Genomic DNA, 18,809 nt, shown 5'->3' with positions numbered 1-18,809 from the left:
CGTTCACCCGTATTGCCGGCGAAGCTCGGCGTACACCGGATCGGTGTCCGGCCGCCTGCCATGCCACAGCTCGAACGCATCGGCGGCGGTCTCGATCAGCATGCCCAGCCCGTCGAGCGCGTAGCGTGCGCCGGCCGTGCGGGCCCAGGCGAGGAAGCCGGTGGCGGCCTTGCCGTAGGACAGGTCGTAGCAGAGCGCGCGATTGCCGGCGATGGCGAACGGCAGCTCCAGCGATTTGCCGAGCACGCCGGCCGAGGTGGCGTTGATGATCAGGTCGAAGGCGCCGAGGTCGGCCAGGTCTTCCCAGTAGCGCGTATGCGCGCGTGCCGGATCGCCGATGGCGTCGGCGAGCGCATCGGCCGCTTCCGGCGTGCGGTTGACGATGGTGAGGGTGTCCACGCCGGCATCGAGCAAGGCCCACGCCACCCCGTGCGCCGCACCGCCGGCGCCAAGCAGCAGGGCGGTGTGGCCACGCAGGTCGACGCTGTGGCGCTCGGTGATGTCGCGCACCATGCCATCGCCATCGGTGTTGTGCGCGGCCAGGCGACCGCCGGCCAGCGCGGTGAGCACATTGGCGCTGCCGGCGCGGCGCGCGGCTTCGCTGGTTTCGTCGGCCAGTGCAAAGGCAGCCGCCTTGTGCGGCAGCGTCACATTGGCGCCGCGGCCGCCGTCGGCAAAGAAGCGGCGCACTGCGTCGGCAAACGCCTCCGGCGTCGCGTCGACGGTGCGGTAGGCCAGCTCCAGCCCGAACTGGCGGGCAAAGGCCTGGTGGATCTGTGGCGACAGCGAATGGCTGATGGGGTGGCCAAACACCGCGAACTGTCCTGCACTCATGCGCGCTCCTGATGGCTTCGAGCCCGGCGGGGGGTCCATACCGCCGGAGGCCTGGCGACCATTTTAGCCGCCGCGGCGCCTCGCCGTATGACGGCGCGGCGCGGTCCGCGCGCGCCATCGCAGGTTTTGAGATCGGGTCGCGGCAGGCTTGGCCAACCTCATCGAACGGATCAGCCCGATGCGCCCCACGTCCCCGACCACCCGTCACGAACGCCTGCTCGGCGCCGCCCTGCTGTGGTTGCTGGCGGGTGCCGCGCTGCTGGTCACCACGCTGGTTCCGGCCCGTACCAAGGGCCTGGGCTGGACGCCCGCGTTCTGGCTGCTCGGCGCGCCGCTGGTGTTGCTGCTGGTGCTGGAACCGGCGCTGCCGCGCCAGCTGCTTGCCGTGCTGCGCCCGCGCCGCCGCACGGCGTCGCCCCTCATCTGGAACTGAGTGGGCCAACGAATTCACTTGGCAGTGGATGCCGCGGCAGGACGCCGTGGCGTGGGGCTCCGTGCGATGGCCTGGGACGGCTGGGCACGCGCCGGAGCGGCGCCAGGGAAGGCGCCGGCGTGACGGTGGTCCACGGATGGGCCACCGGAATCACCCCGCCCGCCGCCGCCCGCGCGAGCGCGCTGTCAGTCGGCGCCGCCCGCGCGCTTGCGTTCCATGCGGCGCAGGAATTCCCGCATCACGCTCAGATAGAGCTCCTCGCCGAGCACGGCGTCTTCCACGCCGGCATCGATCGAGGGGTTGTCGTTCACTTCGATCACCACCGGCTTGTCGCCGACGCGCTTGAGGTCGACGCCGTAGAAGCCATCGCCGATCGCCTGCGTGGCCTTGAGCGCCAGCTTCACCACGTCGGCCGGCGCGTCCTTGACCGGTATCGTCTCGAAGCCGCCCGATTTGGCCGTGCCCTTGGCACCGTGGTTGTAGATCTGCCAGTGGCCGCGCGACATGTAGTATTTGCACGCGTACAGCGCCTGGTGGTTGAACACGCCGATGCGCCAGTCGAACTCGGTATAGACGAATTCCTGCGCCAGCAGCAGGGAGCTGTGCTGGAACAGTTCGGCGGTGGCCTTGCCCAGCGCATCCTCGCTCTCGACCTTGACCACGCCGCGGGAGAACGAGCCGTCGGGAATCTTCAGCACCAGCGGATAACCCAGCCGCGCGGCGACTTCCTTCAGCCCCTTGGTGTCGTCGCGATAGAGGATCTCGGTGCGCGGCACCGCCAGCTTGCGCGACACCATCAGGTCGTTGAGGAAGATCTTGTTGGTGCAGCGCAGGATCGAAGTGGGGTCGTCGATCACCACCATGCCTTCCTTCTCCGCGCGATGCGCGAAGCGGTAGGTGTGGTTGTCGCTGGCGGTGGTCTCGCGGATGAACAGGCCGTCGTACTCGGCCAGGCGCTGGTAGTCGTTCTTGCCGATCGGATCGACTTCGACGCCCAGTTCCTTGCCGGCGGCGATGAAGGACTTGAGCGCCTTCTTGTTCGACGGCGGCATCGCCTCGGACGGATCCACCAGCATCGCGATGTCATAGCGAAACTGCTTGCGCGCCTTGGGCTTGCGCCACAGCTTCTTGGAGAAGTGGTCCAGCTCCTCGGCGAATGCGTCTTCCTGCGCGTCGTCCAGCGTGTGCAGGCCCACCGGCTTGATCGCGCTGATCTGCCATACGCGGTCGCGCTCGAACTCGATGCGCAGCAGCGGGCAGGGGAACATTTCGAACACCTGCCGGGCCAGGTCCTGCAACGCCGGCTGGGCGGTCTGCCCGAAGTAGACCAGCACGCCGAAGTCGGTGGTGTCGCGGCCGCCGGCCGGCAGGAAATGGGTGAGGCGGGTGCTGAGGTCCTCGATGTCCAGGCCGTACAGCGAACGGCGGCGCAGGTCATTGACCGTGCGCACCGATGGCATCACGCGGTGGCCGCGCGCCTCGGCCAGCAGCGACACGTAGTAGCCCGTGCCCAGGTATTTGTAGCTGCGGCAGAGGTTGATGACGTGCGTGCGCTCGTCGTCGGCGCCCACCGGCTCGCGCAGGTAGTCCATCGCGGTGACCACGTCGACGGACGGATAGTAGGAACTCCAGTCGGAGGCCTTCTCGACGACAATGACGAGACGGGTCATGACACCTCGGTCAGGTGGAACGGAGGAGTGTCGTCACGCGGGGAAACGGGGCGGCACGGCACAAGGCGCGCAGTGTGGCACAGGAAACGCCGGTGCACTGAAGCTGGCCTAAATGCACCATAAGTCATCGTTGCGGTGGGGGGACCCGGGGACTAGAGTGCGCCGCTTGGCTTATTGCGCGCCCGACGAGATCCGCCCCTGATGACCCCCATGCCCGCGACCGCCGCCGTGCGCGTGCGCCGTGCCGAACTCTCCGATCTCGATGACCTCGTCGCGCTGGAGGAAACCACCTTTGCCACGGATCGCCTGAGCCGGGCGCAGTATCGCCGCCACCTGGACAGCGAGACTGCCCAGGTGCTGGTCGCCAGCGCCAACCATCGGCGTTTCCTGGGCACGGCGGTGGTGTTCTTCCGCAAGGGCACCCAGGTGGCGCGGCTGTATTCGATTGCCACGCGTGCCGAGGCCCGCGGCAAGGGCGTGGGCTCGGCCCTGCTGGACGCCGCCGAGCATGCTGCCAGGCGCCGCCGCTGCAAGTCCTTGCGACTGGAAGTGCGCACCGACAACGACGACGCCACCCGCCTGTATGAGCGGCTGGGCTACGAACGCATCGGCCATTACGCGCGCTACTACGGCGATGGCGCCGACGCGTGGCGGTATGAGAAGCGGCTGAAGTGACGGTCCGCGCTGCCCCTCGCCAGGGGAGCGCAGGCCGGCGCCGGCACTAGAACGGCTGCGCGATCTTCTGTTCGGTCGCCTCGTCCGGCCGCGCCACCAGCGCCCCTGTGCGCATCAGGCTCACCGTGTAGTGGCCCTGGTCGACCAGCGGCAGGAACACGCCACTGCCGAACAGCACGTCCACCTGCGGCACCCAGCGCGGAAACTGCCGGTGCAGGTCGAGCATGTCGAAGCTGCCGGCCTCGCGGAAGCCGACCACGGTGCGCACGGCGTGGGCTTCGTCGGCCGGGTCGTCATAGCGGCCCGACAGGCGATCGAGCCGGTACAGCGGGGGCATGCCGGCCAGCAGGGCGGGCAGCTTCCACTTCAGCACCACCGCCTCCACTCGCCAGGCGTCGCCGGCCAGCGGCACCTGGCGCGACACGCCGTCGGGCCAGTGCAGGACCAGCGACCAGCGCTGTGGCGAAAGAATGTGCGCGTCGATTTCGATCACCGGTGCTTCGTCGGTCAGCAGGCGATAGCCCCGCAAGGCGAAGCCCGCGCCCGCCAGCACGAGGGTCAGGGCAAAGGCCAGCAGCACCAGCAGCGTCCTGCCCGCCGCGGCCATGCGCTGGCCGCTGTGCAGGCGCTGGCGCAGGACGATCAGCTGCGCCAGGGTGAACATCAGGACGATCGCCGCCAGGATCAGCAGGATCGTCGTCGGGAGGCGCAGCAGCGCGGTCCAGTCCATCTTTCTACTTCTACTTCCGTACCGCGCGTAGCGGCGACGGCCGCATGATAACGGCTGCCCGGCGGGACGCGCTGCGCCGGCGCACACCGGGGACCCGGGTCGCGACGTGTTGGAGGGTTCCCTATACTGCCGGCCGTCCCTGCCGGAAATCCCTCGCCATGCGTCGATCCCTGCTGCTGTTTCCGTTGTGCACCGTTCTTGCCCTGCTGGCCGGCTGCGGCAACAAGGGTCCGCTGTACATGCCCAAGCCGACGCCCGCGCCGACGGCTGCACCGGTGCAGCCCGCCGCGGCGCCGGCCCCGGTGCCCGTCCAGGGCACGCCCGTTCCCGTGCATGGTGCCGTGACCGACATGCAGGCATTCGACGGCTTCATCGCCACGCATCCGACGCCCGCGCAGTTCCGCGCTGCCTATCCGGACGTGCTGCTGGTCTTGCCCGGCAGCATCAGCACGCGCGAGATGCGTACCGACCACAGCCGCTATTTCGCCGAGCTGGACAAGGACGGCCGCATCACCGGCGGCAAGTTCATGTGATGAAGCTGCGCTTTTCCAAGATGCACGGCATCGGCAACGACTTCGTCATGCTCGATTGCCGCCAGCAACCGTTTGCCCTGCGCGAGTCGCAGATCCGCGACATCGCCGATCGCCACGCCGGCGTCGGCTTCGACCAGCTGATCAGCATCGAGCCGCCGCGCGATCCGTCCTGCGCGTTCTATTACGGCATCTGGAATGCCGACGGCACGCCGTCGGGCCAGTGCGGCAACGGCGTGCGCTGCGTGGCGGCATGGCTGCATCGCGCCGGTGCGCTGGCCATCGGCGACACCGTGCGGCTGGAAAGTCCGTCGGGACCGGTGACGGTGCGCCTGCTCGGCCCCGCCGAGGTCACCGTCGACATGGGCGTGCCGGTATTCGAGCCGGCGCGTGTTCCGTTCCTCGCCGAGGCCGAGGCCGCCAGCTACGCGATCGAGGTGGGCGGTGAAACCCTGCAGATCGGCGCGGTATCGATGGGCAACCCCCACGCCGTGGTGGTGGTGCCGGAGCTGGGCGCGCCCAGCCTGTTCCGCCAGGGTCCGCTGCTGACCACCCACGCGCGCTTCCCGGCCGGGGCCAACGCCGGCTTCGTGCAGGTGCTGGGGCGCGACCACCTGCGCCTGCGCGTGCACGAACGCGGCAGCGGCTGGACGCTGGCCTGTGGCACCGGCGCCTGCGCCGCCATGGCCGTGATGCGTCGTCGCGGCGAAGTCGACGACCGCGTGCGGGTGGAACTGCCCGGCGGCGTGCTGGTCATCGACTGGGCGGGCCCGGGCCACACCTTGTGGATGACCGGTCCGGCCGCCTTTGCCTTCGAAGGCGAATGGCTGGGCAAGACAGCGGCACGTTGAAACACGCACCCCGGGCATCGCACACTCCGGTCAGCGACACACCGTTCCCGTCCCCTGGCCCGAGGTAACCCGCGCATGTCCGACACCGCAGCTCTTGCCGAGACCCTAAGCGCCAGCGACGTGGCGGCGTACCTGCGCCGCCATCCGGAATTCCTCAGCGACTATCCCGACCTGGCCGCGCAGCTCACCTTGCCGCGCGACCAGGGCCCGGTGGCCTCGCTCGCGGTCTACCAGCTGCAGAGCCTGCGCGACAAGAACACCGAGCTCGAACGCCAGCTGGCCGGCCTGATGGCCATCGCAGCGGAAAACGAACGCCTGATGCAGCGGGTGCACGACCTCAATGTCGCCGTGCTGCGCGCCACCACGCCCGCCGTGGCCGCCCGCAGCGTGGTGGCACGGCTGGCCGAAGATTTCCAGACCGACCAGGTACGCCTGCTGCTGTTCGGCACCATCGGGCTGCCGCCGGCCGACTGGCTGATCCATGTGCCGGGCGGACGCCATGCGGTGCCGGAGTTCACCGAATTCCTGGCCCACCATGAACCGGTGGCCGGCCGTCTCTCCGCCGAACGCTTGTATCGCCTGTTCGGCGAGCACGCGCCCGAAGTCCGTTCCACCGCCATCATGCCGTTGGGCGACTTCGGCATCCTGGCCATCGGCAGCAGCGACCCGGACCACTTCCAGCCGGGCATGGGCACGCTGTTCCTCAAGATGATCGCGGCCACGGTCACGGCCGCGCTGCGCCGCTCGCACGAAGGCGTCTGACCACGAGCATGTCCGCGCAGGCACAGGTCGACGCATGGCTCACCCGCCTGGCGGGCGAGCGCAAGGCGTCGGCGCACACGGTGGACAGTTATCGCCGCGACCTGGCCAAACTGTTGCGCTGGATGGACGCGCAGGGGATCGGCGGTTTCGAGGCGCTGGAACCCAACCGCATGCGCAGCTTCGTGGCCGCCGAGCATCGCGGCGGCCTCTCGCCCAAGAGCCTGCAACGGCTGCTGTCATCGTGCCGCAGCCTGTTCCGCCAGCTCAGTCGCGAAGGCCTGATGGCGCACGACCCGCTGGCCGGCGTGCGCGGACCGAAGGTGCATCGCAAGCTGCCGCAGGTGCTCGACGTCGACGAGGCCACCACCCTGGTCGAAGCCCAGGGCGAGGGCGCCCTGAACGTGCGCGATCGCGCCATGCTGGAGCTGTTCTATTCCTCCGGGCTGCGCCTTTCCGAACTGACCGGCCTTCACTGGGTGGACCTGGACCTGCAGGCGGGCGAAGTGCGCGTGCTGGGCAAGGGCAGCAAGACGCGCATCGTCCCGGTGGGGCGCCATGCCGTCGCCGCGCTGCGCGCGCTGGGCGAGGCCGAGGGCATGGGCCCCGAAACGCCGGTGTTCCGCGGGCGCGGCGGGGCGCCGATCAACCCGCGCACCGTGCAGCTGCGCCTGCGCACCCTGGCCATGCAGCAGGGCATGGCCAAGCACGTGCATCCGCATCTGCTGCGGCATACCTTCGCCAGCCACATGCTGGAATCCTCCGGCGACCTGCGCGCGGTGCAGGAGCTGCTCGGCCACGCCGACATCGCCACCACGCAGATCTACACCCACCTGGACTTCCAGTACCTGGCCAAGGTGTACGATGCCGCGCACCCGCGCGCCAGGCGCAAGACCTGACGGTTCCTGCCGCCGCATGGCTCCGGGCCGGGTCATGCCCGCGGCCAGCCCCCGGCATATTGAAGGGTCGTCCGCCCGGCCCCACCTCATGCGGATTCACACTCTGCGGAGTTCCCCATGGAATCCTTTCATGCCACCACCATCGTCTCGGTGCGCCGCGACGGCCGCGTCGTGATCGGTGGTGACGGCCAGGTCACCCTCGGCAACACGGTGATGAAGGCCAATGCGCGCAAGATCCGCCGCCTCGGCAAGGGCGACGTGCTGGCCGGCTTTGCCGGCGCCACCGCCGACGCCTTCACCCTGTTCGAGCTGTTCGAACAGAAGCTGGACAAGCACGGCGGCAACCTCACCCGCGCCGCCGTGGAGCTGGCCAAGGAATGGCGTACCGATCGCCGCCTGGGCCGCCTCGAGGCGATGCTGGCGGTGGCCGACAAGGAGGCATCGCTGCTGATCTCGGGCAACGGCGACGTGCTGGAGCCCGAGCACGGCCTGATCGCCATCGGCTCCGGCGGCCCGTACGCGCAGTCCGCCGCGCTGGCGCTGATGGAGAACACCGATCTGGATGCACGCGCCATCGTCGAGCGCGCGCTGAAGATCGCCGGCGACATCTGCATCTATACCAACCACAACACCACCATCGAAGAGCTGTAAGCGCCAGGCGCGACGGCCTTCGTCTCCGTCGTCCCAGCGCAAGCTGGGGTCCAGCGCCTTGAAGGCAGAGGCACTGGGCTCCGGCTTTCGCCGGAACGACGGGCAAAAACCACACTTTCCGGTGACCCCATGTCCGAACTCACTCCCCGCGAAATCGTCAACGAACTCGACCGCTACATCATCGGCCAGCACGACGCCAAGCGCGCCGTGGCGATTGCCCTGCGCAACCGCTGGCGCCGCATGCAGCTGGAGCCGGGCATGCGTGACGAAGTGACGCCCAAGAACATCCTGATGATCGGCCCCACCGGCGTGGGCAAGACCGAGATCGCCCGTCGCCTGGCCTCGCTGGCCAATGCTCCCTTCGTGAAGGTGGAAGCCACCAAGTTCACCGAAGTGGGTTATGTCGGCAAGGACGTGGAATCCATCGTGCGCGACCTCGCCGACGTGGCCTACAAGCTCACCCGCGAGCAGGCGATGAAGCGGGTGCGCACCCAGGCCGAGGACCGCGCCGAGGACCGCATCCTCGATGCGCTGCTGCCGCGACGCCAGCAACCGACCGACTGGAGCCACGACGCCGCGCCCAGCCCCGAGCACAACGAGACGCGGCAGAAGCTGCGCAAGCAGCTGCGCGAGGGCGCGCTGGACGATCGTGAGATCGAACTCGACTTCGCCATGAACATGGGCGTGGAGATCATGTCGCCGCCGGGCATGGAGGAAATGGGCCAGCAGCTGCGCCAGATGTTCCAGAACATGGGCGGCGGCAAGACCCAGCAGCGCAAGCTCGCGATCAAGCTGGCCCGCCCGCTGCTGATCGACGAGGAAGCCGCCAAGCTGCTCAACGACGAGGAAGTGCGCACGCAGGCGATGGAAGCGGCCGAACAGAATGGCATCGTGTTCATCGACGAGATCGACAAGGTGGCGCAGCGCTCCGAGTGGGGCGGCGCCGGCGTCAGCCGCGAGGGCGTGCAACGCGATCTGTTGCCGCTGGTGGAAGGATCCACGGTGTCGACCAAGTACGGCCCGATCAAGACCGACCACATGTTGTTCATCGCTTCGGGTGCGTTCTCGCTGGCCAAGCCCTCGGACCTGATTCCCGAGCTGCAGGGTCGCCTGCCGATCCGCGTGGAACTGTCGGCGCTCTCGGTCGATGACTTCAAGCGCATCCTGCGCGAGCCGAACAACGCCCTGACCAAGCAGTACATCGCGCTGCTGGGCACCGAGGGGGTCGGGGTGGAGTTCACCGAGTCGGGCGTGGACCGCCTGGCCGAGGTGGCCTTCCAGGTCAACGAGCGCACCGAGAACATCGGCGCCCGCCGCCTGCACACGGTGATGGAGCGGCTACTGGAGAAGATCTCCTACGAAGCTGCGGACAAATCCGGCGAAAAGTACCTGATTGACGCCGAATATGTCGATAAAAACCTCGGAAACCTGGTCAAGGACGAGGATTTGAGCCGTTACATCCTGTAAACAAGGGGAAAGTCCCCAGCTGTTAAAATTGTGACCATGGGAAAAGTGATTGAACTGAAAACCACCGGCCAGCGTGCCCAGTTGCGCGAAGCGCAGCAGAAGCATCAGCTGGTCCGTCTGTGGCGCGAAGAACTCGAACACGGCAGCTTCTGCGGCTACGTGGGCGGTGTCGGTCGCGAATTCTTCCTGCTGTGGGTGGTCGGTGACGGCATCACCTACGACGGCATGTATGTGATGCGCCATCGCGACGTTTCCGAACTGGAGGCGCCGGACAAGCACGCGCCTTTCATGGAGAAGGCACTCAGCCTGAAACACCTGATGCCGCGTCCGCCGCGCGGTTTCCCGCTGGACGACATCCGCAGCGTCATCCAGGCCGCCGCCGCGCAGGCGCCGGTCATCGGCGTGCACGTGGACAGCGAGGACGAGTCGGAGGTCTGCTACATCGGCCGCCTGGTCAGCGTCGACGAAGACGGCTTCAACATGCAGGAAATCTCCCCCGACGCCGAATGGCTGCGCGAAGCGTCGTTCTTCTCGTGGGATGAGGTATCCACCGTCAGCATCGAGGACGGCTATGCGCTGTCCCTGCTGGCCGTGGCAGGCACGCCGCCGCCGCTGGAACAGGGCGACTCGGGCATCGGCCACGCCAACTGAGCCTGGTCCCGTCCGCGCCGGCTGGCTCATCGTCATGAGCCACGCCGGGCCGGTTCGTTTGCTTCTGGTCTGACTGCCGCTGGCCGCACTGGCCGGGCGTGCATGCGTGCGCCCGGACGGATCATTCAGCTGATGCGGAAGCGTTCGCCGCATACGCGGCTGTCGATGTAGTGATCGAGGCTGCCCACTTCCCATTCGTCGTGATGGCGAGGGGCCGCCGTATCGATCGTGGTCTGCTTGCGCGCATCGGCGGCCGTGCTGGCCACGGGGGAAGCCGGTGCTTTCCGTGAAGGTTTGATCACGACTGGAAGGCTGAAGAACAACATGGCCACATCTCTCGGTGAACACCCACTGGCTGGGCAAGGACTACACTAGACCGCGCGCGGGCACGCAAAAAGCGACATTTTTGCAGCCCAGTGTTGAGGTGGATTCATATGGGTCGCATGCCACTCACTGCCCTGCAGGGCTTTGTGCTCGCCGCGCGTACCGGCAATCTTTCGCTGGCCGCGCGCCAGCTCAACCTCACCGCCAGCGCGCTCAGCCATCAGATCCGCAACCTCGAGGATCGCCTCGGCCGGCAGGTTTTCGTGCGCGGTCCGCGGGGTGTCGACCTCACGCCTGAAGGCGCGCGCCTGCTCGAATCGGTGGGCCCGCAGTTCGAGGCCATCGATCGCGCGCTACAGCATTTCTGCGTGCCGCAGGCCGACGTGCTGACGATCAGCGTGATGCCATCGGTTGCGTCCAGCTGGCTGGTGCCGCGCCTGCCGCGGTTCGTCGCGCTGCACCCGCAATTGCAGCTCAACCTGCAATCGTGCGTGGCCCTGGTGGATTTCGACCGCGAGGCGGTCGACGCCGCCTTGCGCTTTGGTCCGGGTGGATGGCCGGGCGTGCACGCCGAACACCTGTTCGACGACTGGCTCACGCCGATCGCAAGCCCCGAGCTGATCGCGCGCCTCGGGCGACCAACGCTGGCACGGCTGTCCGAATGGCCGTTGCTGCGCGACCCGGAGAACGTCTGGGCGAAATGGTTCCAGACCTTTGGCGGTTCGCCGCCGGAGCGCTACGTGGCGCATTTCGACGACACCGAAACGCTGCATCACGCCGCGATCGAAGGCCTGGGCATTGCGCTGGGTCGGCTGACGATGGCGCGGCCACTGGTCGAGACGGGCCAGCTGGTGCTGCTGAGCACGCGCCTGTTGCGCGCGGAATTTGCGCATTACCTGGTGTATCCACCGCGCAGCGAGAAGCATCCGGCGCTGCTGAAATTCCGCACCTGGCTGCTCGACGAGGCCCGCCAGTACTCGCTCGCCCAGCAGCAACCCGCACCGCGCGAACGCAGGCGCAGCAGCCTCTGATCACCAGGCGCGGTCGGCGGCGCTGCTGCTCGCAGGCGCGACGGCGGTACGGGGCGAAGGCGCCGCGCCCTTCACTTCGCGCTCGAAGAAATTGTCGATCAGGTGATAGACGTGGCTGCGCTGGCCGGGCAGGTTGAGTCCGTGCTTGGCGCCGGGGTAGGCCATGAACTGGAACTGCGTGCCACGCTTCTGCAATTCGGCCATCAGTTTGGTGGAGTTGGCGAACAGCACGTTGTCGTCGGCCATGCCATGCACCAGGTAGAGCTTTGCCGTCAGGCCATCGAGCCAGGCAAACGGCGCGCTGCGCGTATAGCCGGCATCGTTGTCCTGCGGACGGCCAAGGTAGCGCTCGGTGTAGAACGTGTCATACAGCCGCCAGTCGGTGACCGGCGCCACCGCCACGCCACCGACCAGTTCGTCCGACGCCTTGGCCAGCATCATGGTGGTCATGTAGCCGCCGTAGCTCCAGCCGAACACGCCGATGCGCCGGCCATCCACCCACGGCTGCGACTTCAGCCAGTGGATGCCGGCCACCTGGTCGTCCACTTCGACCGCGCCCAGTTGCTGGTAGATGGGCTCCTCGAATTTGCGCCCGCGCCGCGCCATGCCGCGGTTGTCCAGCGTGAACACGACGAAGCCCTGGTTGGCCATGTACTGGTTGAAGTAGTCGCCCCATGCGTTGGTGACCAGCTGCGCGTGCGGGCCACCGTAGTACATGTCGAACACCGGGTATTTCTTCGAAGGATCGAAACCGGCCGGCTTGTAAAGCCGGTAGTAGAGCAGTTGCCCGTCGGCGGCCTTGATGGTGCCGAACTCCGGCTTCACCAGGCTGGCCCGGAACGGCCAGAACGGATGTTTCTCATCGAGCCGGTTCGGCTCGATCCAGCTCACCAGGCTGCCGTCGGGCTTGTGCACGCTCACCTGCGGCGGCGTGTCGGCGCTGGAAAAGTTGTCCAGGTAGAACGCCGCGTTCGGCGCGAACTCGGCCATGTGCGTGCCGGCACCCTGGCTGATGCGCAAGGGTGCATTGGCGCTGCTGCCATCTAGCCGCAGCGCATAGACCTGGCGCTCGGGCACGGCGTCGCGATTGGAGCTGACATAGACGCTGCCGGCATGCTCGTTGACCGACAGCACCCCGTCGATCTGCCAGTCGCCTTCGCTCACGGCATGCCTGAGCTTGCCGTCGAGGCCATACAGATACAGATGGTGGAAGCCGCTGCGCTCGCTACCCCACAGGAATGACTTGCCGTCCTTCAGGAAGGTCAGGTCGTCGTTGAGGTTGATCCACGTATCGCTGGTTTCGCTGAGCAGGCTGCGCTGCGTGAGTGTCCTGGCATCGACCAGGCGCAGGTCGAGCCGCTGCTGGTTGCGGGGCATGCGCTGGTAGCTGAGGTGCCTGCCGTCCGGCAGCCAGTTCACGCGCGCCAGATAGATGTCGGCATCCTTGCCCAGGTCGACCCAGCGTGGCTGGCCACCGGCAGGCGAGACCAGGCCCAGCTTCACGGCCACGTTGGGCGTGCCCGCAGCGGGGTAACGCTGGTCGATCACTTCGGTGTGGTCGGCATACAACTCGGTGCGCTTGGTCACCGCGACCTTCGCTTCGTCGTAGCGTTCGAAGGCGATGGCCGAATCGTCCGGCGCCCACCAGTAGCCCGCGCTGCGGTCCATTTCTTCCTGCGCGACGAACTCGGCCTCGCCGTTGTGCACGGTGCCGCCGCCATCGCGGGTGAGCTGCTTCGCCTCGCCATTGGCGAGGTCGATCACCCACAGGTTCTGCTCGCGCACGTAGGAGACGTAGCGACCCCGCGGCGAGATTTTCGGATCGAGCACGTGGTCGCCGGTATCGAGCAGGCGCGGCGCGGCATCGGGCGTGGCCAGCGTGATGAGGTACAGCTTGCCGCCGATGGGGAACAGCAACTGTTTGCCGTCGGGCGACCACTGGTAGCTGACGATGCCGTGCAGGCCAGCGGTGCGCTCGCGTTCGCGCCGTGCCTTTTCCGCATCGGACAACTGTTCGCCACTGGGTTCGAGCTTCTTCGAATCCACCAGCAGGCGCGTCTTGTTGTCCTTGAGCTGGTATTCCCACAGGTCCAGCTGGAACTGGTCGTCAGGCCGTGCGCGCAGGAAGGTGACGCGACCGCCGTCCGGCGAGATCTGCAGGCCACGGGGGGCGGCGCCCGCCAGGCTGCCGCCGTCGAAAATGCGTTCGATCGTAAGTTTTTCGGCCATGGTCGGCAGGGCCACCATCGTCAGGGCGGCAAAGAGGAGGGCGCGCATGGGTACTTCCTTGGGCGACGCAACGTACGCAAGAACAAGCGGCGATTAGAACGCGTCACGCCGGCCGATGCCAGCGATTTCCCGTGAAATGCCGCGTATTCAGCCCCGTTCGCCGCTGCCGGCGATCAGCGCCTGGCGCCCTGGCCGAACAGCACCTTGCGCGCCTCCTCATCGGTGGTGAGGTCGAAGCGGCCCTTGATGTGCTCGCCCAATGCATAGGCGCGCTGCGTGGCGGGCCGCGCACCGATGGCGTCGAACCAGGCCCGCAGGTGCGGAAAATCTTCCAGCGCCATGCCCTGGTTTTCATGCGGCACGATCCACGGGTAGGCCGCCATGTCGGCAATGGTGTAGTCCTTGCCGGCGATGAAGGCGCGACCTTGCAGTTGCTTGTCGAGCACACCGTACAGGCGCCGCGTCTCGTTCACGTAACGCTCGATCGCATACGGGATCTTTTCCGGGGCGTAGCGGTTGAAGTGGTGGTTCTGCCCAAGCATCGGGCCAAGACCGCCCACCTGCCAGTACAGCCATTCCAGCACCTTGTAGCGACCACGCGCATCCGCCGGCAGGAAGCGGCCGGTCTTCTCCGCCAGGTACTGCAGGATCGCGCCCGACTCGAACACGCTCACAGGCTCGCCGCCGTCGGCCGGGTCCGTGTCGACGATGGCCGGCATGCGGTTGTTCGGCGAAATGGCGAGGAAGGTGGGCTCGAACTGCTCGCCCCGGCCGATATTCACCGGCTTGATCGTATAGGGCAGGCCGGATTCCTCGAGGAACAGGGTGATCTTGTGGCCGTTGGGCGTGGGCCAGTAGTGCAGCTCGATCATGCGATTTCCCTGGGGCGGATGATCTGTCGATGGTCGGGGCGACGGGCCGGGATTCAAGCATGCGCCACGCGCGGCCGTCGTCAACCGCCGCCGGGTGCCCGCGTTCCCGCTGATAACCCCGAGGAGAGCTGCCCATGAAGCGCCTGTCGTTGTTCGCCGCGTTCGCACTTGCCGCCGCCCTGTCGGGCCATGCGTTCGCCCAGCAGGGCACGCCGGCCCCGGCTGCTGCCGGCAACCAGCACATGCATGCGTTCGATCCGCAACAACAGCTGCAGCGCCTGACCAGGCAGCTGCAACTGACGCCTGATCAGCAGGCGAAGATCGGCCCGCTGCTGCAGCAGCGCGACCAGCAGCTGCAGGCGCTGCGAGGCGACAGCACGCTCAGGCCGGCCGACCGCCGCGCCAGGGCCATGTCGATCATGCAGGACAGCGAAAGCCAGATCGGCGCTCTGCTGACGCAGCCACAGCGCGACAAGTGGAAGGCCATGCGCGAAAAGGCGCTTGAGCGCATGCAGGAGAAGCGGGGGCAGGGCGTGCCGTCTTCGTCTGGCAGCAGCGGCGGTTGATCCACTCCAGCTGACCGCCACGCCATCGTCGCGACGGTGGCGCGGTCGATGCCGCGGGGGCATCGCGTGCTCCCCGCGCATGCCATCCCGTATCCTGCTGCCTCCCCGCCCGGGCAAGTGATGGAGCAGGTATGACTCGCGTCGTCGTGGTTGGCAGCATCAACATGGACCTGGTGACGCTGGCCCGGCGCTTCGCCGGACCGGGTGAGACGATTCTTGGCGAACGCTTCCTCACCGTGCACGGTGGCAAGGGAGCGAACCAGGCGGTGGCAGCCGCACGGCTGGGTGCCGAGGTCGCCCTGGTCGGTGCGGTCGGCGATGATGCCTTCGGCAGCGAGCTGCACGCCGGCCTCGCACGCGAAGGCATCTCGCCGGAGCACGTTGCCCGCATCGCCGACTGCGGCAGCGGCACCGCCTCGATCACCGTGGCCGGAGGCGAGAACCAGATCATCGTGGTGCCTGCCGCCAATGCGCGCGTGACGCCGGCGCAGGTCGAACGCGCGCAGGCCACGCTGGCTCGTGCTGATGCGATCCTCGTGCAGATGGAAATTCCGCTGGATGCGGTCGAGGCCACGTTGCGCCTGGGCCATCGACTGGGCCGGCCGGTGATCCTCAATCCCGCGCCGGCGCAGCCCCTGCCGGTGGAATGGTTGCAGCTGGCGCGCTATCTCACGCCCAACCAGCACGAGCTGGCGATCCTGCTCGGTGCGGATACGCATGCCGACTTCCGTTCACTGATGCTGCGTGCACCCGCGCCCGTGGTGCTCACCCGCGGTGGCGAGGGTGCGTGGTATCGGGACGGCGACGATACCGTGCATCAGCCCGGCTTCAAGGTCGAGGTCGTCGACACGACGGGCGCTGGCGACACCTTCAACGCGGCGCTGGCCGTGTTCCTGCACGAAGGCTTGCCCGACGCGGTGCGCAAGGCATGCGCCGCGGCGGCCTTGTCGGTGACCCGCCTTGGCGCACAGGGCGGCATGCCGACGTGCGCCGAACTGGATCGATGGCTGGCGCAGCACTGAAGCGCGTGCCCATGCGCCAGGCCGCCCGGCGACTCAGTCCACCGGGCCCGGCGCGATCACGTCGCGCTGGCCGTTGATGCCCATCGACGACACCAGGCCGGCGGCCTCCATCGCTTCCACCAGGCGTGCCGCGCGGTTGTAGCCGATGCGAAACTGCCGCTGCACGAAGGAGATCGACGCGCGGCGCGTGCGCAGCACGAAGGCGGCGGCCTCGTCGTAAAGCGGATCTAGTTCCGCGTCGGCACCGTCTTCGCCGAACAGTTCGCCCGAGCCTTCGCCCGGCGGACCGGCGAGGATCTCGTCCTTGTAGTCAGGCTCGCCGTATTGCTTGAGGTGGGACACCACGCGATGCACTTCCTCGTCGGCGACGAACGCGCCATGGATGCGCTGCGGATAGCCGGTGCCCGGCGGCAGGAACAGCATGTCGCCCTGGCCGAGCAGGCTCTCGGCCCCCATCTGGTCGAGGATGGTGCGCGAGTCGATCTTCGACGACACCTGGAACGCCACGCGGGTGGGGATGTTGGCCTTGATCAGGCCAGTGATCACGTCGACCGACGGCCGCTGCGTCGCGAGGATCAGGTGGATGCCCGCCGCGCGTGCCTTCTGCGCCAGGCGTGCGATCAGTTCCTCGATCTTCTTGCCCGCCACCATCATCAGGTCGGCCAGCTCGTCGATCACCACCACGATCATCGGCAAGGTGTCCAACAACTCGGGCACTTCGGGATGGGCGGAGAACGGGTTCATCAATGGCCGGCCTGCCGCACGCGCCTCTCGTACCTTTTGATTGAAGCCGGCGAGATTGCGCACGCGCAGATCGGACATCACGCGATAGCGGTTTTCCATTTCGGCGACGCACCAGGCCAGTGCGTTCGCGGCGAGCTTCATGTCGGTGACGACCGGTGCGAGCAGATGCGGAATGCCCTCGTAGACCGAGAGTTCCAGCATCTTCGGATCGATCATGATCATGCGCACGTCGTCGGGCGTGGCCTTGTACAGCATCGACAGGATCATCGCGTTCACCGCGACGGACTTGCCCGAACCGGTGGTGCCGGCCACCAGCATGTGCGGTGCCTTCGCTAGATCGGCGACGACCGGATCGCCGGTAATGCCCTTGCCCATCGCCAGGGTCAGCAGCGATTCGGAGCCGCGATATTCGGCCGAGTCGAGGATTTCCGACAACGCAATCATCTGGCGCTGCTCGTTGGGCAATTCGAGACCCATGCAGGTCTTGCCCGGGATGGTTTCGACCACGCGGACGGAGGTCCGCCCGAGTCCGCGCGCCAGGTCCTTCATCAGCGCCACGATCTGGTTGCCGCGCACGCCGACGGCCGGCTCCACTTCGAAGCGCGTGATCACCGGGCCGGCCGACGCGCCGACCACGGTGACCGGCACCTTGAACTCGCGCAGGCGCTGTTCGATCAGCTCGCTGGTTTCGGCCAGCTGCGCGTCGTCGACGCCCGCCACTTCCAGTCGCGCAGTGGCCAGCAACGACAGCGGCGGCAACATCGCGCCGCTGCGTTCACGCGGCGCCGCGCGCACGGCGGGTTCCGACGCGCAGACCGGCGCGGCCAGCTGGTCATCGTTGGCGGCAAGACGGCGACCTGGCGCGAGTGCGGCAGGGCGAACGTAGTCCGATAGGGGTGCGGGTTCCGGTTCTGCTTCGCTCCACGCACCTTCGGCCAGCGGTTCGACGGTTTCCGCCGGCAGCGGCGGATCTTCAACCACCGGCGCGACCGTGGGGTGCTGCGCAGGAGCAGCGATCGCGCTGGCAACCACCACGGGCGCGGCCATCGCGGCGGCCTGTCCGGCTGCTTCGGCGACGACGGGCACGGGTGCGCGTGTCACCACCGGCATGGCCGGGGACGGGGCCGGCATCGCGCGCGCCACCGGCGTCGCCGGCAGCGAAGGCGCCGCGCGCGCGCTTTTTGGCAGCAGCCAGGGTTCGCGGATGACGGGTTCGCGAGCCACGGCGCTGCGCGGGCGCGACGCCAAAAGCGAAGGCGCCGCCGGCGTCGGGCGCTCGACTGCCGGTGCGGTCACCGGGGCGGTGGCGGAGGGCGGTTGGCGGACAGCTGCCTGCGCCGTGCGACGGCCCGTCGTTGCCACCGCATCGCGGCGGCGCACGGCCCCACGCGCGCGCGGCGAGCGTGTGGGCATGCCGAAACGCGCCGACACGAAGTCCACGCCACGCTGCAGCAGGACGGCAAGCAGATCCACCAGCCGGGAAACCCGCCGGAACACGACGGCCCAGGGCCATCCCGGATACCAGGGCAAGGCCGCTGCCAGCACGAGCAGCATGGACAGGCCGGTGAGTGGCGCGCCCATCAGGCCGCCGAACGCATGACTCAGGGCGCGACAGAGGCTGCCGCCAGCCTGCGGATCGTCAGTACAGAGATCAACAACCAGGCCTTCCAGCGTTGCACTCGCGAGCAGCACGCTCAGCGCACCCAGGCAGAAGCGGATGGTCCCTTCCCCGCCCGCCGACCGCTTGCGCCGGGCCACCAGGGCCCTGCCGACGCGCCAGAACAGGGGAATAAGCCAGAGGGTGGACAGCCCGAAGCCGCCGAAAAAGAAAGTGAGCATGCCTGGGTTTGTTCAATACGACGCGAGCAAGC

At 67.8% G+C, this 18,809-nt stretch carries 19 protein-coding genes; 12 read left to right on the top strand and 7 right to left on the bottom strand.

All coding sequences use genetic code 11. From position 1 onward, the window contains the following. Nucleotides 1-3 precede the first annotated feature (3 nt). Nucleotides 4-834 carry a shikimate dehydrogenase gene (gene aroE, locus ACXU4B_RS14985; protein WP_131411079.1) on the bottom strand — a complete coding sequence of 277 codons (831 nt, stop codon included), beginning with the start codon at nt 832-834 and terminating at the stop codon, nt 4-6. A 178-nt stretch (nt 835-1,012) separates the two neighbouring features. Here aroE and ACXU4B_RS14980 point away from each other — a divergent pair, with 178 nt between their 5' ends. Then, the gene (locus ACXU4B_RS14980; RefSeq protein WP_131411081.1) at nt 1,013-1,267 is read left to right on the top strand and encodes a hypothetical protein; all 255 of its coding nucleotides are present in this window, start codon (nt 1,013-1,015) and stop codon (nt 1,265-1,267) included. Between the two features lie 185 nt (nt 1,268-1,452). Here the strand turns inward: ACXU4B_RS14980 and ACXU4B_RS14975 are convergent, their stop codons facing one another. Continuing rightward, nucleotides 1,453-2,937, bottom strand: a complete 1,485-nt coding sequence (locus ACXU4B_RS14975; protein ID WP_131411083.1) for a RimK family protein — start codon at nt 2,935-2,937, stop codon at nt 1,453-1,455. 210 nt (nt 2,938-3,147) lie between these two features. Here ACXU4B_RS14975 and ACXU4B_RS14970 point away from each other — a divergent pair, with 210 nt between their 5' ends. Beyond that, on the top strand, nt 3,148-3,612 hold the full coding sequence (locus tag ACXU4B_RS14970; protein WP_131411359.1) for a GNAT family N-acetyltransferase: 465 nt from the start codon (nt 3,148-3,150) through the stop codon (nt 3,610-3,612). Nucleotides 3,613-3,658: 46 nt separating this feature from the next. Here ACXU4B_RS14970 and ACXU4B_RS14965 read toward each other — a convergent pair whose 3' ends face one another. Further along, nucleotides 3,659-4,342, bottom strand: a complete 684-nt coding sequence (locus tag ACXU4B_RS14965; RefSeq protein ID WP_131411085.1) for a hypothetical protein — start codon at nt 4,340-4,342, stop codon at nt 3,659-3,661. 158 nt (nt 4,343-4,500) lie between these two features. Here ACXU4B_RS14965 and lptM point away from each other — a divergent pair, with 158 nt between their 5' ends. From lptM to ACXU4B_RS14930, 7 genes are all read left to right on the top strand, one after another. Further along, nucleotides 4,501-4,875, top strand: a complete 375-nt coding sequence (lptM, locus tag ACXU4B_RS14960; protein WP_240734111.1) for an LPS translocon maturation chaperone LptM — start codon at nt 4,501-4,503, stop codon at nt 4,873-4,875. After that, entirely contained in the window at nt 4,875-5,723 is an 849-nt protein-coding gene (gene dapF, locus ACXU4B_RS14955) for a diaminopimelate epimerase (protein ID WP_131411087.1), read from the top strand. Before lptM ends, dapF begins: the two co-directional genes overlap by 1 nt. A 75-nt stretch (nt 5,724-5,798) precedes the next feature. Then, entirely contained in the window at nt 5,799-6,485 is a 687-nt protein-coding gene (locus ACXU4B_RS14950) for a DUF484 family protein (RefSeq protein WP_131411089.1), read from the top strand. A gap of 8 nt (nt 6,486-6,493) precedes the next feature. Continuing rightward, entirely contained in the window at nt 6,494-7,381 is an 888-nt protein-coding gene (gene xerC, locus ACXU4B_RS14945; RefSeq protein ID WP_131411091.1) for a tyrosine recombinase XerC, read from the top strand. Nucleotides 7,382-7,498: 117 nt separating this feature from the next. Next, nucleotides 7,499-8,032 (top strand): ATP-dependent protease subunit HslV, encoded by a 534-nt coding sequence (gene hslV / locus ACXU4B_RS14940; RefSeq protein WP_131411093.1) that lies wholly within the window; start codon nt 7,499-7,501, stop codon nt 8,030-8,032. A 129-nt stretch (nt 8,033-8,161) separates the two neighbouring features. After that, nucleotides 8,162-9,499, top strand: a complete 1,338-nt coding sequence (gene hslU / locus ACXU4B_RS14935) for an ATP-dependent protease ATPase subunit HslU (protein ID WP_131411095.1) — start codon at nt 8,162-8,164, stop codon at nt 9,497-9,499. A 36-nt stretch (nt 9,500-9,535) separates the two neighbouring features. Next, a complete protein-coding gene (locus ACXU4B_RS14930) occupies nt 9,536-10,150 on the top strand; it encodes a hypothetical protein (RefSeq protein WP_131411097.1) in 615 nt (204 codons plus the stop codon). Between the two features lie 125 nt (nt 10,151-10,275). On the opposite strand, the gene ACXU4B_RS14925 is transcribed toward ACXU4B_RS14930, so the two are convergent. Beyond that, nucleotides 10,276-10,416, bottom strand: coding sequence for a hypothetical protein (locus ACXU4B_RS14925; RefSeq protein WP_165583207.1), 141 nt, complete (start codon nt 10,414-10,416; stop codon nt 10,276-10,278). Between the two features lie 168 nt (nt 10,417-10,584). Between ACXU4B_RS14925 and ACXU4B_RS14920 the strand changes: the two genes are divergently transcribed. Further along, the gene (locus ACXU4B_RS14920) at nt 10,585-11,505 is read left to right on the top strand and encodes a LysR substrate-binding domain-containing protein (protein WP_131411099.1); all 921 of its coding nucleotides are present in this window, start codon (nt 10,585-10,587) and stop codon (nt 11,503-11,505) included. On the opposite strand, the gene ACXU4B_RS14915 is transcribed toward ACXU4B_RS14920, so the two are convergent. Next, entirely contained in the window at nt 11,506-13,782 is a 2,277-nt protein-coding gene (locus ACXU4B_RS14915) for a S9 family peptidase (RefSeq protein ID WP_131411101.1), read from the bottom strand. It abuts the gene before it with no gap. Nucleotides 13,783-13,907: 125 nt separating this feature from the next. Further along, on the bottom strand, nt 13,908-14,606 hold the full coding sequence (locus ACXU4B_RS14910; protein WP_131411103.1) for a glutathione binding-like protein: 699 nt from the start codon (nt 14,604-14,606) through the stop codon (nt 13,908-13,910). 134 nt (nt 14,607-14,740) lie between these two features. Between ACXU4B_RS14910 and ACXU4B_RS14905 the strand changes: the two genes are divergently transcribed. Both ACXU4B_RS14905 and rbsK read left to right on the top strand, forming a co-directional pair. Continuing rightward, nucleotides 14,741-15,172 (top strand): hypothetical protein, encoded by a 432-nt coding sequence (locus tag ACXU4B_RS14905; protein ID WP_131411105.1) that lies wholly within the window; start codon nt 14,741-14,743, stop codon nt 15,170-15,172. A 131-nt stretch (nt 15,173-15,303) separates the two neighbouring features. Continuing rightward, complete coding sequence (gene rbsK / locus ACXU4B_RS14900; protein WP_131411107.1) at nt 15,304-16,194, top strand: ribokinase; 891 nt, start codon at nt 15,304-15,306, stop codon at nt 16,192-16,194. A 33-nt stretch (nt 16,195-16,227) separates the two neighbouring features. On the opposite strand, the gene ACXU4B_RS14895 is transcribed toward rbsK, so the two are convergent. Further along, the gene (locus ACXU4B_RS14895; RefSeq protein ID WP_131411109.1) at nt 16,228-18,777 is read right to left on the bottom strand and encodes a DNA translocase FtsK; all 2,550 of its coding nucleotides are present in this window, start codon (nt 18,775-18,777) and stop codon (nt 16,228-16,230) included. Nucleotides 18,778-18,809: the final 32 nt, after the last annotated feature.

The sequence above is a fragment of the Dyella soli genome (genome assembly GCF_054482295.1).
This window is presented reverse-complemented; position numbering and strand designations above follow the sequence as displayed.

Bases quoted from the DNA above. Each gene is read 5' to 3' on its own strand.
- aroE (WP_131411079.1), bottom strand. From the start codon at position 834: ATGAGTGCAGGACAGTTCGCGGTGTTTGGCCACCCCATCAGCCATTCG.
- ACXU4B_RS14980 (WP_131411081.1), top strand. From the start codon at position 1,013: ATGCGCCCCACGTCCCCGACCACCCGTCACGAACGCCTGCTCGGCGCC.
- ACXU4B_RS14975 (WP_131411083.1), bottom strand. From the start codon at position 2,937: ATGACCCGTCTCGTCATTGTCGTCGAGAAGGCCTCCGACTGGAGTTCC.
- ACXU4B_RS14970 (WP_131411359.1), top strand. From the start codon at position 3,148: ATGCCCGCGACCGCCGCCGTGCGCGTGCGCCGTGCCGAACTCTCCGAT.
- ACXU4B_RS14965 (WP_131411085.1), bottom strand. From the start codon at position 4,342: ATGGACTGGACCGCGCTGCTGCGCCTCCCGACGACGATCCTGCTGATC.
- lptM (WP_240734111.1), top strand. From the start codon at position 4,501: ATGCGTCGATCCCTGCTGCTGTTTCCGTTGTGCACCGTTCTTGCCCTG.
- dapF (WP_131411087.1), top strand. From the start codon at position 4,875: ATGAAGCTGCGCTTTTCCAAGATGCACGGCATCGGCAACGACTTCGTC.
- ACXU4B_RS14950 (WP_131411089.1), top strand. From the start codon at position 5,799: ATGTCCGACACCGCAGCTCTTGCCGAGACCCTAAGCGCCAGCGACGTG.
- xerC (WP_131411091.1), top strand. From the start codon at position 6,494: ATGTCCGCGCAGGCACAGGTCGACGCATGGCTCACCCGCCTGGCGGGC.
- hslV (WP_131411093.1), top strand. From the start codon at position 7,499: ATGGAATCCTTTCATGCCACCACCATCGTCTCGGTGCGCCGCGACGGC.
- hslU (WP_131411095.1), top strand. From the start codon at position 8,162: ATGTCCGAACTCACTCCCCGCGAAATCGTCAACGAACTCGACCGCTAC.
- ACXU4B_RS14930 (WP_131411097.1), top strand. From the start codon at position 9,536: ATGGGAAAAGTGATTGAACTGAAAACCACCGGCCAGCGTGCCCAGTTG.
- ACXU4B_RS14920 (WP_131411099.1), top strand. From the start codon at position 10,585: ATGGGTCGCATGCCACTCACTGCCCTGCAGGGCTTTGTGCTCGCCGCG.
- ACXU4B_RS14915 (WP_131411101.1), bottom strand. From the start codon at position 13,782: ATGCGCGCCCTCCTCTTTGCCGCCCTGACGATGGTGGCCCTGCCGACC.
- ACXU4B_RS14910 (WP_131411103.1), bottom strand. From the start codon at position 14,606: ATGATCGAGCTGCACTACTGGCCCACGCCCAACGGCCACAAGATCACC.
- ACXU4B_RS14905 (WP_131411105.1), top strand. From the start codon at position 14,741: ATGAAGCGCCTGTCGTTGTTCGCCGCGTTCGCACTTGCCGCCGCCCTG.
- rbsK (WP_131411107.1), top strand. From the start codon at position 15,304: ATGACTCGCGTCGTCGTGGTTGGCAGCATCAACATGGACCTGGTGACG.
- ACXU4B_RS14895 (WP_131411109.1), bottom strand. From the start codon at position 18,777: ATGCTCACTTTCTTTTTCGGCGGCTTCGGGCTGTCCACCCTCTGGCTT.